The sequence below is a fragment of the Nocardioides sp. BE266 genome, assembly GCF_031457855.1.
Classification (GTDB): Bacteria; Actinomycetota; Actinomycetes; order Propionibacteriales; family Nocardioidaceae; genus Nocardioides.
Genome location: NZ_JAURTI010000004.1, coordinates 224139 through 237573 on the forward strand (window position 1 = coordinate 224139; position 13435 = coordinate 237573).

At 71.9% G+C, this 13435-nt stretch carries 16 protein-coding genes; 9 read left to right on the top strand and 7 right to left on the bottom strand.

Annotation, left to right across the window (positions count from 1 at the left end):
* Positions 1 to 34: 34 nt before the first annotated feature.
* Both J2X46_RS13260 and J2X46_RS13265 read right to left on the bottom strand, forming a co-directional pair.
* Positions 35 to 595 carry a GNAT family N-acetyltransferase gene (locus J2X46_RS13260; RefSeq protein ID WP_310251275.1) on the bottom strand — a complete coding sequence of 187 codons (561 nt, stop codon included), beginning with the start codon at positions 593 to 595 and terminating at the stop codon, positions 35 to 37.
* 10 nt (positions 596 to 605) lie between these two features.
* The gene (locus tag J2X46_RS13265) at positions 606 to 1187 is read right to left on the bottom strand and encodes a DUF3043 domain-containing protein (protein ID WP_310251277.1); all 582 of its coding nucleotides are present in this window, start codon (positions 1185 to 1187) and stop codon (positions 606 to 608) included.
* A 166-nt stretch (positions 1188 to 1353) separates the two neighbouring features.
* On the opposite strand from J2X46_RS13265, the gene J2X46_RS13270 reads away from it, so the two are divergent.
* Genes J2X46_RS13270 through J2X46_RS13290 form a run of 5 tightly spaced genes read left to right on the top strand, consistent with a single transcriptional unit; the run spans position 1354 to position 5096 of the window.
* Complete coding sequence (locus J2X46_RS13270; protein WP_310251279.1) at positions 1354 to 2160, top strand: PspA/IM30 family protein; 807 nt, start codon at positions 1354 to 1356, stop codon at positions 2158 to 2160.
* Positions 2157 to 2435 carry a PspA-associated protein PspAA gene (locus J2X46_RS13275; protein ID WP_310251281.1) on the top strand — a complete coding sequence of 93 codons (279 nt, stop codon included), beginning with the start codon at positions 2157 to 2159 and terminating at the stop codon, positions 2433 to 2435. The genes J2X46_RS13270 and J2X46_RS13275 overlap by 4 nt, the downstream gene beginning before the upstream one ends.
* Positions 2436 to 2448: 13 nt before the next feature.
* A complete protein-coding gene (gene htpX, locus J2X46_RS13280; protein WP_310251283.1) occupies positions 2449 to 3348 on the top strand; it encodes a zinc metalloprotease HtpX in 900 nt (299 codons plus the stop codon).
* A gap of 12 nt (positions 3349 to 3360) precedes the next feature.
* Positions 3361 to 3933: a PspA-associated protein PspAB gene (locus J2X46_RS13285; RefSeq protein WP_310251285.1), complete on the top strand. Its 573-nt coding sequence runs from the start codon at positions 3361 to 3363 to the stop codon at positions 3931 to 3933.
* Positions 3930 to 5096, top strand: a complete 1167-nt coding sequence (locus J2X46_RS13290) for a GAF domain-containing sensor histidine kinase (protein WP_310251288.1) — start codon at positions 3930 to 3932, stop codon at positions 5094 to 5096. The genes J2X46_RS13285 and J2X46_RS13290 overlap by 4 nt, the downstream gene beginning before the upstream one ends.
* Before the next feature lie 16 nt (positions 5097 to 5112).
* On the opposite strand, the gene J2X46_RS13295 is transcribed toward J2X46_RS13290, so the two are convergent.
* Positions 5113 to 6291, bottom strand: a complete 1179-nt coding sequence (locus J2X46_RS13295; protein WP_310251290.1) for a winged helix DNA-binding domain-containing protein — start codon at positions 6289 to 6291, stop codon at positions 5113 to 5115.
* Between the two features lie 13 nt (positions 6292 to 6304).
* Complete coding sequence (gene nadA / locus J2X46_RS13300) at positions 6305 to 7489, bottom strand: quinolinate synthase NadA (RefSeq protein WP_310251292.1); 1185 nt, start codon at positions 7487 to 7489, stop codon at positions 6305 to 6307.
* Between the two features lie 152 nt (positions 7490 to 7641).
* Between nadA and J2X46_RS13305 the strand changes: the two genes are divergently transcribed.
* Entirely contained in the window at positions 7642 to 8883 is a 1242-nt protein-coding gene (locus J2X46_RS13305; protein ID WP_310251294.1) for a sugar phosphate nucleotidyltransferase, read from the top strand.
* A gap of 4 nt (positions 8884 to 8887) precedes the next feature.
* Here the strand turns inward: J2X46_RS13305 and J2X46_RS13310 are convergent, their stop codons facing one another.
* Both J2X46_RS13310 and J2X46_RS13315 read right to left on the bottom strand, forming a co-directional pair.
* Positions 8888 to 9751 (bottom strand): GNAT family N-acetyltransferase, encoded by an 864-nt coding sequence (locus tag J2X46_RS13310; protein WP_310251296.1) that lies wholly within the window; start codon positions 9749 to 9751, stop codon positions 8888 to 8890.
* A gap of 20 nt (positions 9752 to 9771) precedes the next feature.
* A complete protein-coding gene (locus J2X46_RS13315; RefSeq protein WP_310251298.1) occupies positions 9772 to 10191 on the bottom strand; it encodes an SRPBCC domain-containing protein in 420 nt (139 codons plus the stop codon).
* Between the two features lie 42 nt (positions 10192 to 10233).
* Between J2X46_RS13315 and J2X46_RS13320 the strand changes: the two genes are divergently transcribed.
* From J2X46_RS13320 to erpA, 3 genes are all read left to right on the top strand, one after another.
* On the top strand, positions 10234 to 11316 hold the full coding sequence (locus J2X46_RS13320; RefSeq protein ID WP_310251300.1) for a glycerate kinase: 1083 nt from the start codon (positions 10234 to 10236) through the stop codon (positions 11314 to 11316).
* A 201-nt stretch (positions 11317 to 11517) separates the two neighbouring features.
* Positions 11518 to 12477, top strand: a complete 960-nt coding sequence (locus J2X46_RS13325) for a hypothetical protein (RefSeq protein WP_310251302.1) — start codon at positions 11518 to 11520, stop codon at positions 12475 to 12477.
* Positions 12478 to 12627: 150 nt separating this feature from the next.
* A complete protein-coding gene (gene erpA, locus J2X46_RS13330; protein ID WP_129400819.1) occupies positions 12628 to 12987 on the top strand; it encodes an iron-sulfur cluster insertion protein ErpA in 360 nt (119 codons plus the stop codon).
* A 166-nt stretch (positions 12988 to 13153) separates the two neighbouring features.
* Here erpA and J2X46_RS13335 read toward each other — a convergent pair whose 3' ends face one another.
* Positions 13154 to 13408: a hypothetical protein gene (locus tag J2X46_RS13335; RefSeq protein ID WP_310251305.1), complete on the bottom strand. Its 255-nt coding sequence runs from the start codon at positions 13406 to 13408 to the stop codon at positions 13154 to 13156.
* Positions 13409 to 13435 lie beyond the last annotated feature (27 nt).

A 13435-nucleotide genomic window follows, 5' to 3' on the forward strand; every position in this document is an offset into this window, starting at 1 on the left:
TTCCGACGCGAATCCGGGCTGGTCCCCGGGTCGGTCAGCCGATGGCGGTGTGCAGGCGGACCTGCTTGACCGTCGTCGCGCCGGTGCCATCGAGGTCGAGCTCGCGGTGGGCGGAGTCGGGCGCCCAGCCGGCCTCGGTGAGGAAGCCGCGCAGCGCGTCGTCGCCGGCGTTGACCCAGGTCACGGCGCGGGTGAAGCGGTCGGCGACGAGGGTGTCGACGGCCGCCTGGAGCAGCCGCGAGCCGTGCCCCTTGGCGCGCTCCTGCGGGTCGAGGGTCACCTCCGCCAGCTCGCCGTCGGAGACCGGGTCGCAGTCGGGGTCGACGGCGGGCGAGGTGAGCGCGAAGCCCACGACCCGGTTGCGCTCGAGCGCGACCAGCACCCGGTTGCGGGCGTCGGCAGGCTTCGCGAGCGCCTGCCGCCACTGGGCGGCGACCGGCTCGGGGTCGGTGGGCAGGACCTCGGTGGGCACCAGCCCGGCGTAGAGCTCGGGCCAGGCCCGCACCTGCACCGCCGCGATCGCGTCGGCGTCGTCGGCCCACGCAACGCGCACGGACACGTCGGCGGTCGGGCCGCCGGAGTGGTCGTGGCTCATCGAGCGGCGCTCATCGGTAGGTCTCGGGGAGCTTCTGGCCGATCTTGACCTGGGCCTTGGGCAGCCGCAGGAACTTCATCTGCAGCGAGCGCATGGCGGCGTACATCGTCACGCCCTTCATCGACTCCCCCGGGAAGCGACGCGCGATCTCGCGCCGGAGCCGCAGGCGCAGCATCACGATGTCGAAGATGATCACCAGGATCGTGGTGAACAGGACGGTGTTGCCGAGATTCATCGCCGTGCGGTTGCCGGAGTAGCCCAGGATCATCGAGACGATCAGCAAGGGCACCATCAGCTCGATGAAGCTGAAGCGGGCGTCGACGTAGTCGCGAATGAACCGGCGGACCGGTCCGCGGTCCCGGGTGGGGAGGTAGCGGTCGTCGCCGGTCTTCATCGCCTGGCGCATCTTCGACGCGGTGTCGCCGCGCGCGGAGCGCTGGGCAGCCATCTGCTCCTTGCGGGTCCGCGGCACCTTGGCCCGGGCCCGCGCGGCCGCCTCCGCCTCCTTGCGGCTCGGGGTGGGACGGCCCTTGCCGCCCACCTTGTCGGTGGACGCAGGGGTCTCGGGCTCGGAGCTGGAACGACCAAACAACGCGTGCTGCCTTCACATGGATCGGATGCTGGGCCCAGCCTATCGCCGACCGCCACGCTCGCCGCGCCCGCGGCGGTGCCCTACCTCCGGTTGGGGTTTGGTCCTAGGGTTGGGGCCAACGATCCAGCAACGCCACGGCCATGACCAAGAGAGGGTCTGCACCCCGATGAGTCTCATGAAGCGCATCAGCCTGATCTTCCGCTCCAAGGCCAACAAGGCCCTGGACCGGGCGGAAGACCCCCGGGAGACCCTCGACTACAGCTACCAGCGGCAGCTCGAGCTCCTCTCGAAGGTACGCCGCGGCGTCGCCGACGTCGCCACCAGCCGCAAGCGCGTCGAGCTGCAGGTCAACCAGCTCGAGCAGCAGGCGGCCAAGCTCCAGACGCAGGCCGAGAAGGCCATCGGCGCGGGCCGCGAGGACCTCGCCCGCGAGGCGCTGACGCGCAAGTCGGGCCTCGCCTCCCAGATCACCAGCCTCAAGGAGCAGCAGTCCACGCTCCAGGGCGAGGAGGAGAAGCTGGTCCTGGCGCAGCAGCGGCTGCAGGCCAAGGTCGAGGCCTTCCGCACCCGCAAGGAGACGATCAAGGCGACCTACACCGCCGCCGAGGCCCAGACCCGCATCGGAGAGGCCATGTCCGGCATCGGCGAGGAGATGGGTGACGTCGGCCTCGCGATCCAGCGCGCGGAGGACAAGACCGCCCAGATGCAGGCCCGCGGCCAGGCCATCGACGAGCTGATCGCCTCCGGCGCCCTCGACGACGCCTCCCAGCTCAACGCCGGCGACGACATCTCCCGCGAGCTCGACGCGCTGTCGTCCAACTCCGACGTCGAGGCCGAGCTGGCCCGCCTCAAGGGCCTCAACGCCCCGCAGTCCGCTCCCGCCATCGAAGCCGGCGACGGCGGCGACATCCTCGAGGCCGAGCCCGAGGAGCAGGCCATCCAGCGCGAGGTCAACGAGGGCGGCCCGGCATGATCGTCCGGATCCTCGGCGAGGGGCAGTACGACCTCGACGACCACGCGCTCGACGCCCTCAACGGGCTCGACAACCAGATCGAGAACGCGATCGAGGCCGGCGACGAGGAGATGTTCCGCACCGCGCTGCAGGGCCTGCTCTCCGCCGTGCGCGCGAGCGGCACGCACCACGACCCGGACTCCCTCGACGAGTCCGACCTGATCCTGCCGCCGCCGGACGCCACGATCGACGAGGTCCGCGAGCTCTTGGGCGACGACGGCCTCATCCCCGGCTGAGGCAGGCCCCACGGTGGCCTCCTCGCGCTTCATCAAGGACACCGGGCTCACCGCCCGGATGACCCTGACCATGTTCCTGCTCGGCGGACTGTTCGTGGCGCTCGTGGTCGCGCTGATGTACGCCTTCCGGGGCTACTCGGTGCTGATCGCGGTCATCGCGATCGGCATGGCCTTCTGGCAGTGGTGGAGCTCCGACAAGGTGGCCATGCGCGCGATGCGCGCCCGTGAGGTGTCGCCGGAGGAGGCGCCTGAGTTGCACGGCATGATCGACCGGCTCTGCGCCCTGGCCGACATGCCCAAGCCGCGGGTGGGTGTCGCCGACATGTCGGTCGCCAACGCCTTCGCGACCGGACGCTCCCCGGACCGGGCGGTGGTCTGCGTGACGACCGGCATCCTCCAGACGCTCGACGCCGAGGAGCTCGAGGCCGTGCTGGCCCACGAGCTGAGCCACGTCGCCCACCGCGACGTGCTCGTGATGACCGTCGCCTCGTCGGCCGGCATCGCCGCCGGCCTGCTGATGCGCTTCGCGCAGTTCGGCGGCATGGGCGGTCGGCGCAACAACAACAGCGCGTTCCCCGCGATCCTCGTGGGCGTGCTGGTCAGCCTGGTGGTGTACGCCGTCAGCTTCCTGCTGCTGCGCCTGCTCTCGCGCTACCGCGAGCTGTGCGCCGACCGGTCCGGCGCCTACCTGACCATGAAGCCGGCCGCGCTGGCCTCTGCGCTGCAGAAGATCAGCGGCGAGGCAGCTGCCACGCCGCAGCGCGACCTGCGCGCCAACGCCGCCAGCGCCCTCTGCATCGTGCCCGCCCTCCGCGGCGGACTGAGCGGCCTGATGGCCACCCACCCACCCCTGCAGCAGCGGCTCGAGCAGCTGGCCCGGATCCAGACCGAGCTCAGCCGACCGGCGGGCTGAGGAGGACCGTCGATGGGTCTCTGGGAGACAGTGCGAGCGCGGACGCAGCCCAAGCGCAACAACCTCGATGCACTCTTCCACGTCCCCAGTGCCGCGATCACCCTCCAGACGGCCCTCGGCTTCGAGCCCACCGGGTCCGGCTCGGTCTGCTACCGCTCCGCTGTCGGGGCGGCCTTCGCCCAGACGCAGGACGACGTGGTGGCGCTGATCCGCGACGACACCGAGGCGCCCGAGGTCAGCGTCAGCCAGGACGACTTCGGCTTCACCTGGCTCGTCGTCGCCGGCGACAAGGACGACATGTCGGGCCTGTGCACCGACCTGCACGCCGTCAACACCACCCTCGAGCTCAACGGCTTCGAGGGCGGCCTGCTGTGCTCGATGGTGCCGTTCCGCAACGCCGCGGGGCAGACCTTCGGGCTGACCTACCTCTACAAGCAGGGCACGTTCTACCCGTTCGCGCCCACGGGCGAGCAGTCGCGTGACACGCTGCTCGAGCTGTCCGTGCGCGACCTCCTCGACAAGGAGCTGCCGATGGAGCCCGACACCCAACGCTGGCTCGCCGTCTGGAAGGCACCGGGGCTGTGAGCACCGGTGCGGAGCGCGACCGCGCCCTGGCGACGTACGACGTCATCGGCGGGCCGCCGCGCCGCGAGCTCACCGCGCTCGTCGACCTCGCCGCGCAGGTCGCCGGCGTGCCGTTCGCGACGGTCAACCTGCTGAGCAGCCGGCACCAGCACCAGGTCGCCACCGCCGGCTTCCAGGGCGGGACCACGCCGTGCGACGACGCGATGTGCCGGCAGGTGGTCGAGTCCGGGCAGCCGATCATGCTCGACGACGCCAGCCTGGACCCCCGCTTCGCCGACAACCCGTGGACGACCGGCGAGATCGCCGACGTGAAGTACTACGGCTCGCACCCGCTGCGCACGCCCGACGGCGTGGTCATCGGCACGCTGTGCGTCTTCGACAGCGAGGCCCACCAGGTCACCGACGAGGCCGCGCGGGGGCTGTCCCTGCTCGCCGACCGGGTGGTCGACGTCCTCGAGCTGGAGCTGGCTTCCCGACGGCTCAGCGAGGTCAACGCGCGCCTCAGCACCTCCAACGAGCGGCTGGCCAACTTCGCCGGCCAGGTCAGCCACGACCTGAAGAACCCACTGACCTCCATCTCGCTCTCCCTCGAGGCGCTCGAGATGGAGGTCACCGACGACTACCAGGTCGACACCGTGGCGCGCGCCCGACGGGGCGTCGAGCGGATGACCGACATGATCGGCAACCTGCTCGACTTCGCCGCCCAGGGCGAGGCTCCCGGCGACGAGCTCGTCGACCTCGCGACGGAGATCGAGCTCGCGCTCGACGACCTCGCGGGCCGCATCGACCGTTCGCTCGTCCGGGTCGAGCCGCTGCCCACGGTGCGGGGCGACGCCTCCCAGCTGCGCTCGGTGCTGATGAACCTCATCGACAACGCCGCGAAGTTCACGCTCGTGGGCGAGCAGCCCGAGGTGGAGGTCGCCAGCGTGAGCGCTGACGGGTTCCACCGCATCGAGGTGCGCGATCGAGGCCGAGGGATACCTGAGGAGAAGACCGAGCGGGTCTTCGCGCCGCTGGCCCGCCTCGACAAGACGGTCGAGGGCTCGGGCATCGGCCTGGCCACCTGCCGCCGAATCATCGAGGCGCACGGCGGAACCATGGGCGTGGACCCGCGCGACGGCGGCGGCTCGGTCTTCTGGTTCCGGCTGCCTGCCGTCTCCTAACTGTCGCGGGCCCTCGCTAGGGCAGCTTCGCCTGCTTCATCTGCCGCGAGGCGTAGACGTTTCCGATGACGGTGCCGTCGAGCCACTCGGTCAACCGGCGGGCCTCGTGGTCGAGGGCGTCTCGGCCGTCGGGCGGCACGTCCTCGAGGAGCGAGAGGCGCACGACGCCCTCGTCGTCCTGCACCCAGCAGCCGACGATGCGGCCGTCCCACCAGGCGGTGGTGCCGGCGTTGCCGTTGGTGTCGAAGAGGTACGGCACGTGGGCGGGGTCGAGGTAGAAGTCGCGCGACTTCCAGCCCATCACCGTCGGGTCGAGCGTCGGCAGCAGCGCCGCCCAGGGGTCGACGGGCCCCTCGTCAGCATCCTCGGGCAGCAGCCACCCGGTGGCCCCGCCGTCGAGGGTGACCTCCACGGCGGCGACGTCGGCCAGCGCGCGGGTGACCGCGGTCTTGGTGGACCCGAGCCACCACTGGATGTCGGCCGCGGTGCCGGGTCCGAAGGTGGCCAGCCAGGAGCGGACGAGGGCGGCGTACCCCTCCGCGTCGCCGAGCGGCTCGGGCACGGTGCCCAGCCAGTCCGCGGCGGTGGTCCAGGTCGGCTTGTTCAGCCTCCAGTGCCCGGCGTTGCGGCCGCGCAGCGTCCGGCCCTCGAGCCCGAGGTGGGTGAGCACCCACGGCGCCACCGAGACCGGCCGGTCCCACGTCTTGTCGGTGTCACCGCCGATCATCCCGGCGAGCTCGGGCACCTCGGCGCGGAGCTCGGACGTGGTGGCCGGGCCTACGGCGAGGCGGGCGAGCACCGCCTCGCGGGCCGCGTCGAGCCAGGCCTCGCCGTCGGGCGCGATGCCGGCGCCGGCGATGGCCTTGGCGATCCGCTTGCGCTCCGAGGTCGCGACCCGCGCCGACGCGCTGCCCCACGCCGCGGGGAGCAGGTCGCGCGGGAAGACGAACAGGGTGCGCCGCATGGCGAGCTGCTTGACGACCTGACGGGCGTCGTAGAGCTCCGCGTCGACGTCCTCGGGGGTGACGCCCTCCGACCGTGCGGCGACCGCGAGGTGGACGGTGGCCGCCTCCGTCGCGTGCAGGACCGTCATCGCGCGGGTGACGGCCGTCGTGCTGTCGAGGCGGTGCGCCGGCGCCAGCGCGTGGCGTACGGCGATGCGGCTGCGCCGCTCCGAGTCGCTGACGTGCCGCACCTGCGCGCCCGGCTCAGTCGCGGTGGGACTTGCCGGGCAGGTCGAGCATCCGCTGGAGGGCCAGGAGCGCGTCGGCCTCGGTCTCGGGGTCGACGGTGATCTGGTTGACGACCTCGCCGGCGACGAGGTTCTCCATCGCCCAGACCAGGTGGGGCAGGTCGATGCGGTTCATCGTCGAGCAGTAGCAGACGTTGCGGTCGAGGAAGACGATCGTCTTGTCGGGGTGGGCGTCGGCCAGGCGCTTGACGAGGTTGAGCTCGGTGCCGATGGCCCACACCGTGCCGGGCTCGGCGGCCTCGATGGTCTTGATGATGAACTCGGTCGAGCCGACCAGGTCGGCCTTGAGCACGACCTCGTGCTTGCACTCGGGGTGGACCAGCACGTTGATGCCGGGGTGCTTGGCGCGCAGCTCGTCGACGACGTCCTCGGAGAAGCGGCCGTGCACCGAGCAGTGGCCCTTCCACAGGATCATCCGGGCCTTCTGGAGCTCGTCGGCGGTGAGGCCGCCGCTGGGCTGGAGCGGGTCCCACACGACGCACTCGTCGAGGGAGATGCCCATCTGGAGCACGGCGGTGTTGCGGCCGAGGTGCTGGTCGGGGAGGAAGAGGATCTTCGCGCCTCCCTCGACGTCGGGCTTCTGGGCGAAGGCCCAGTCGAGCGCGACGTCGGCGTTGGAGGAGGTGCACACGACGCCGCCGTTGCGGCCGCAGAACGCCTTGATGTCGGCGCTGGAGTTCATGTAGGTCACCGGCACGACGCTGTCCTGGATGCCGGCGTCGGCCATCGCGTCCCAGGCGTCCTCGACCTGGCGCAGCCGGGCCATGTCGGCCATCGAGCAGCCGGCGGCGAGGTCGGGCAGCACGACCTGCTGGGCGGGCGAGGTGAGGATGTCGGCCGACTCGGCCATGAAGTGCACGCCGCAGAAGACGATGAACTCCGCGTCGGGCCGGGCGGCCGCGTCGCGGGCGAGCTTGAAGGAGTCGCCGGTGACGTCGGCGAACTGGATGACCTCGTCGCGCTGGTAGTGGTGGCCGAGCACGAACACGCGGTCGCCGAGCGCCGCCTTGGCGGCCTGCGCGCGGGCGACGAGGTCGGGGTCGGACGCTGCCGGGAGGTCACCGGGGCACTCCACGCCACGCTCGGCGTCGAGGTCGCGGCCCTTGCCGAGCGGGAGGAGCGGCAGGTCGACGAGACTCATGCGCCCATCCTAGGAGAGCCCCGCACGATGGATTTCCACGCGTCCGGGCGGAAGTTCATCCGGCGCTGAGCGTGGGCGGCCCGATCCAGCCCTGAAGTTCCACTCGCACGGGTGGAAGTTCATCGGGGCCGGCTCGTGGGAGGGTGGCCCACATGCCACGACGCGGTGAGGTGCTCGCCCTGGTCCAGGCGGGTGGGCAGGGCTCCCGCATGGACGTGCTGACGCGCGAGCGCGCCAAGCCCGCCCTGCCCTACGGCGGTGTGCACAGGCTGATCGACTTCGCGCTCTCCGGGCTCGTGCACGCCGACCTGTCCGACGTGTGGGTGTCGCTGGAGTACCAGGTGACCTCGATCGACGAGTACCTCTCCGGCGGGCGGCCGTGGAGCCTGGACCGCAACCGCGGCGGCTTCCGCCGGATCGTGCCGCAGACCGGCACGGGCCCGGCGACCGAGAGCGGCTTCGCGCACGGCAACGGCGACCTGCTGCTGCGGATGTCGGCCGACCTCGAGTCGTTCGGCGCGAGGACGCTCGTGGTCTGCAGCGCGGACCACGTCTTCAACATGGACCTCGCTCCCGTGATCGAGGAGCACGTGGCTGCCGGGCGGTCGGCGACCGTCCTCACGAGCGAGGTCACCAAGAAGGACGCGTCGGACAACGTGGTGGTCGTCGCCCGGCGCGACGGCACGGTGACTGCGATCGAACACAAGCCGTCCCGGCCGTCGGTCGGCACGGTCGCGACCGAGATCTTCCTCTACGACACGGCCGTGCTCGTGGAGACGCTGCACGACCTGCGCGCGGAGCTCGCGGGGGAGCAGGACGACGAGGACGCCGCCGAGGGCGACAGCGGCATCGGCGACTTCGGCGAGCACCTGCTCCCGCGGCTGGTCGAGGACGGCTTGGTCGTCGCCGTCCCGCTGACCGGCTACTGGCGCGACGTCGGCCAGCCCGGGCTCTACCTCCAGTCCCACCGCGACCTCCTGGCCGGCAAGGTCGACGTGTTCGACCACCCCGACCGGCCCGTGATCTCGCACTGGCCCGACCGCCCCGCCGCCCGCGTGCGGGCCGCGGGGGAGTGCCACGACTCGCTGCTCTCGCCGGGCGTCGACGTGAGCGGGCTCGTCGTCGGCAGCGTCCTCGGCCCCGGCGTCGTGGTCGAGAAGGGTGCCGAGGTCCACGACAGCGTGGTGATGGAGGACTGCGTGATCCGCGCGGGCGCCGTCGTGCGCACGACCGTCCTCGACGAGCGGTGCGAGGTCGACGCGGGGGCCCGGGTGGGCGGTGAGCCCTCCGGGCGGCTCGCCCGCGACGAGGACGTCGTACTGGTCGGGCGGGACTCGCGGGTCGGCGGCGAGGTGGCCTCGGGTGCCCGCCTCGAGCCCGGCTCGGACGCCTGAGCGGCTACAGCAGCGAGCCGTGGTGGATGTAGGGCGCGGGCGGCTTCATCCGGCGAAGGCAGAGGTAGCCGCTCTGGTAGACCGCCATCCGCGCCGCCAGCCCGACGTCGAGCGCCCACGCGTTGGCCGCGGTCACGTGGTGGACGGAGACCTGCTCGCCGGGTGCTGACGACGCCAGCGCCTCCCAGAGCAGCGACGAGGCGGTACGACGGTTGGTGGCCGCGACGAGCGGCGGGGTGCCGTCACTGTCGACGTAGGCGTAGCCCGAGCCCGTCGTGTGGTCGACCACGACGAGGCGGAACTGGTCGAGCAGCAGCTCGTGGTCGGAGAGGTGCGCGGCGCCGCGGGTCTGCCGGTCGATCGAGTTCATCAGGTCGATGTCGGCGGCCGTGCCCTCGCGGACCCGTTCGACGACGGGGATCGCGCTGCGGTCGACCACGCCCGTCAGCATCATCTGGGGGTGCAGGTCGAAGCCGGCGAGCCGGTAGCGGCGTACGGCACCGGGGTCGGCGCTCGAGGCGAACATGCCGCGCAGGCAGCCGCGCCCGTGGTGGAGCGCCGAGGCCATCAGCTGGGTGCCGATGCCCTGCCCCTGGTGCTGGGGGAGCACGGCGAACGACGCGAGGACCCACATCAGCTCGCGGACGCGGGAGACCGCTCCACCGACCACCTCGCCGTCGACCTCGGCCACCCAGCAGCCGCCCGCGTCGGTGCTCAGCGCGGCACGGGTGCGGGCGATCCACGCGCCGTTGCGACCAGGCGGACGTCGTACCGGATCCGGCCAGGCGCGCTGGTAGGTGCGGGCGTCGACCTCGTAGTAGCTGGTGGCCGTGATGTCGCCGAACGCCTCGAGGTCGTCGTCCCGCATCGGGCGGACGAGGGCGGACGTCACGAGACGTGCGCGGCGTACCGGGCGAGCAGGTCGTCCCAGTGGGTGTACTTCGCGCGGACCTGCTCCGAGCCGTCGGCCCAGCCGCCGTGCTCGAGGCGGACGCGCGTGCCGGTGCCCTCGTCGGTGAAGCGCACGTCGAGCTGCGTGGGCTCCTCCTGCGCGTGGCCGAGCCAGAAGTCCATGACGAGGTGGCCCAGCGGGTCCCAGGTCGTGACCTTGCCCCAGGTGTAGCGCTGGTCGTCGTCGTGGACGGTCTCGACGGGGCCGTTCGGGTCGATCGCGATGCTGCTGAAGGTCGGCGGGTCCGGGCTGAGCATCGGGTCCCACCACTCGCCCATCTGGGCGGTGAACCCGACGAACGCCAGTGCGGGCTTCACCGGGACCGTGATGTCCGCGACGATCGGTTCGAGGGTCATGCGAGAAGCATGCCCGATGGGGCCGCTGCAAGGATGGCCGCCATGCGCGTGCTGATCGCCCCGGACAAGTTCGCCGGGACCCTGACGGCCGTGGAGGCCGCCGACGCCATCGCCGAGGGCTGGCGGCGCCACGCCCCGGACGACGAGCTCGACCTCGCGCCGATGGCCGACGGCGGGCCTGGCTTCGTCGACGTCCTCCACGCCGCGATGGGTGGGTCGCTGGAGGCTGTGACGGTCTCCGGCCCGCACGGAGGGCCCGCGCCGGCCGTGGTGCTGCGCGTGGGGGAGACGGCGTACGTCGAGAGCGCGCAGGCGGCGGGGCTGCACCTCGTCTCCGGTGATCCCGAGACGGCGTCGAGCCGCGGGGTCGGCGAGCTCGTGCTCGCCGCGGTCGCCGGCGGCGCTCGCACGGTGGTCGTCGGGCTCGGCGGTTCGGGGACCAACGACGGCGGCGCGGGTGTCCTCGCGGCCCTGGGCGCGACGTCCGACGGTGTGCTCGACGGAGGTGCGGCGCCCCTGGCCGCGGTCTCCTCGGTCGACCTCTCCGCCGCCCGCGCCCGGCTGGCAGGCGTCACGCTGGTCGCGGCGAGCGACGTCGACAACCCGCTGACCGGGCTCTTCGGGGCGACGAAAACCTTCGGGCCCCAGAAGGGCATCGGCGAGGACCGGATCGCCGAGGTCGACGGCTGGCTGGAGGCCTTCGCGGTCGCCACGGATCGTCGTACGTCGCTGGAGAAGGGCGCCGGCGCCGCTGGCGGCATCGGCTACGCCCTGCTCACCCTCGGCGCGACCCGCGAGCCGGGCATCGACCTGGTGACCTCCGCGGTCTCGCTGGCCTCCCGGGCCCGGGCCGCCGACCTCGTGGTGACCGGCGAGGGCGCCTTCGACTTCTCCAGCCGGGCCGGCAAGGTGCCCTACGGCGTCGCCAACGTCGCCGCCGAGGCCCTCCGCCCCTGCATCGCCCTCGCCGGCCAGGTGCTCGTCGGGTCGCGCGAGATGCGCGCCCTCGGCATCGAGTCGGCGTACTCCCTCGTCGAGCTCGTGGGCGAGGACCGCGCCCTCGGCGCCCCCGCCGACGCCCTCGCCGACCTCGCCGCCCGCGTCGCCCGCACCTGGTCCCGCTGATCTGGGCTTGCCGCCACCTTCGGGCCGCCGCTGTTGAGGGTGGCGGCAGATGGCAGATCTTCGTGTCGGCGACACGGGATGTGCCGCCACCTTCGGACGCCGGTGACCACCCAACGTCCACAGGACGCCCGGTCCTGACGTTCTCCCCAGCCTGGCGGGAGAGGTGTCGCGAGTGAAGCCGGACCGGCCCATGCTCGCAGGATGCAAGATCTCCCAGCCGTTCGCGGCCACCGGCGCGGCACCGCCTGGACTCCGGTGACATACGGCGTGCACCGGCCGGTGACGTGCCAGAGCGAGGCCGAGCACCCTCCGTTCTGGGACGACGACGACCTGGCCGGATGGCAGCTCCTGATGACCGACCACGGATGCTTCACCGGACTGACCGCGCTCGAGGTGCTCGGTGTCGCGCTGCCACCGCTGCCCGATCGATGTCCGGTCTTCATGGCGCTGGGCAAGGACGATCCGCGACCGATGCGTGATGGTGTGCACACCAGCCGTCACATCCGCCCGGTCGCGTACACGGTGGAGCGCGGACTGCGCGTGGCAGTGGCGCCGGAGGCCATCGTGGCGGCAGCCCGATGGGTAGGGCTCGCCGACGTCGTCGCCCTGGTCGACTCCGCCTTGCACCTCGGTCTGGTGACCTTCGACGACCTCGAGGAGGTGGCCAGGTCGCGACGCCCCGGAAGTCGCCGCCTCCGGGCAGCCCTCGTGCTCGTCGACGCGCGCGCCGAGTCGCTGTGGGAGTCGCTGCTCCGTCTGCTCCACGTCGTGTGCGACATCGAGGTCGAGCCTCAGTGGCTCCTCGTCGACGAGGACGGGGTCCTGATCGCGAAGGCGGACCTGTGGCTCGTCGGGACGAAGGCACTGCACGAGTACGACGGCGACGAGCACGAGGCGGCCCCTCGACGAGTCCGCGATCGTCGGCGCGACCGCCGTGTGGACCGAGTGGGCTTCGTACGGCGCGGTTACACGGCAGGTGACGTCATCCAGCGGGCGGTATCGATCCTCGAGGACGCCGACCGTTCGCTCGGCCGGCCGCATGACCCGTCACGCATCCGCGCCTGGCACGACCTGCTGAAGGACTCGCTGTTCACGCCGGCGGGCCGGGCTGCCTTCCTCGCGCGAGTCCCAACGGCGCCTCCCCGTCGGCGCACTGCCTGAGGTGGCGGCAGATCGCGGGTCACGAGCGTGGTCGGGTGCAATCTGCCGCCACCCCCGGGCGAGCAGGGGAGTGGACGAGGACGCCGGGGAATAACCCGTGGTGTGCGACCATTGGAACCAGCAGTACCCCGAGACTTCTGGAGTGATGAGATGACCGAGCAGGTCGAGACCACCGAGCGCCGCACCGACCAGATCAACCTGTCCGCCGTGGCCGCCAGCAAGATCAGCAGCCTCCTCGAGCAGGAGGGTCGTGACGACCTGGCCCTGCGCATCTCCGTGCAGCCGGGTGGCTGCTCGGGCCTGCGCTACCAGCTCTTCTTCGACGAGCGCACCCTCGACGGCGACGTGACCACCGACTTCGACGGCGTGACCGTGGTCGTCGACCGGATGAGCGTCCCCTACCTCAACGGTGCCGAGATCGACTTCGTCGACACCATCGAGAAGCAGGGCTTCACGATCGACAACCCGAACGCCACCGGCTCGTGCGCGTGCGGCGACTCGTTCCACTGATCTGAGACACCACGAAGGCCCCCGCCGGTTGGCGGGGGCCTTCGTCGTACGTGGGTGCAGGCTGTTTGTCGGCTGACCGGGTTTCGACACGCTCCGTCGCGACGTCGTTCCTCAGTCGCGGTCGCTGCTCAACCACCATCGATCAGGTCCGCTGGCGCGGCCCTGATCAGTCCAGGTGCAGGTGGAGGGCGTTGGCGAGCCGGGCGGCCGCCTCGGAGATGCGGATCTCCCGCTTGCCGATCTCGGAGGGGTAGTCCTCGAAGCGGATGCTCGGGGGCGTGGCCACGGCGGCCTTCGCAGCGCGCTCGAGGTGGGCCTCGAGGCGGAGGTTGCGACCGGTCTCGTGGCAGTCGGCGGCCATCTCGGCAGGCGTCCCGAGCTCGTCGTGGGCGAGGTTCGCGGGGCGTCGGGAAGTCGTCATGGCGACGACGTTATTGGCTACTGAGGG

Excerpts from the sequence above, each read along its gene's own strand:
- J2X46_RS13325 (WP_310251302.1), top strand. The coding sequence starts at position 11,518 with ATGCAAGATCTCCCAGCCGTTCGCGGCCACCGGCGCGGCACCGCCTGG.
- J2X46_RS13335 (WP_310251305.1), bottom strand. The coding sequence starts at position 13,408 with ATGACGACTTCCCGACGCCCCGCGAACCTCGCCCACGACGAGCTCGGG.
- J2X46_RS13310 (WP_310251296.1), bottom strand. The coding sequence starts at position 9,751 with ATGCGGGACGACGACCTCGAGGCGTTCGGCGACATCACGGCCACCAGC.
- J2X46_RS13260 (WP_310251275.1), bottom strand. The coding sequence starts at position 595 with ATGAGCCACGACCACTCCGGCGGCCCGACCGCCGACGTGTCCGTGCGC.
- erpA (WP_129400819.1), top strand. The coding sequence starts at position 12,628 with ATGACCGAGCAGGTCGAGACCACCGAGCGCCGCACCGACCAGATCAAC.
- J2X46_RS13305 (WP_310251294.1), top strand. The coding sequence starts at position 7,642 with ATGCCACGACGCGGTGAGGTGCTCGCCCTGGTCCAGGCGGGTGGGCAG.
- J2X46_RS13285 (WP_310251285.1), top strand. The coding sequence starts at position 3,361 with ATGGGTCTCTGGGAGACAGTGCGAGCGCGGACGCAGCCCAAGCGCAAC.
- J2X46_RS13270 (WP_310251279.1), top strand. The coding sequence starts at position 1,354 with ATGAGTCTCATGAAGCGCATCAGCCTGATCTTCCGCTCCAAGGCCAAC.
- nadA (WP_310251292.1), bottom strand. The coding sequence starts at position 7,489 with ATGAGTCTCGTCGACCTGCCGCTCCTCCCGCTCGGCAAGGGCCGCGAC.
- J2X46_RS13320 (WP_310251300.1), top strand. The coding sequence starts at position 10,234 with ATGCGCGTGCTGATCGCCCCGGACAAGTTCGCCGGGACCCTGACGGCC.
- J2X46_RS13315 (WP_310251298.1), bottom strand. The coding sequence starts at position 10,191 with ATGACCCTCGAACCGATCGTCGCGGACATCACGGTCCCGGTGAAGCCC.
- J2X46_RS13275 (WP_310251281.1), top strand. The coding sequence starts at position 2,157 with ATGATCGTCCGGATCCTCGGCGAGGGGCAGTACGACCTCGACGACCAC.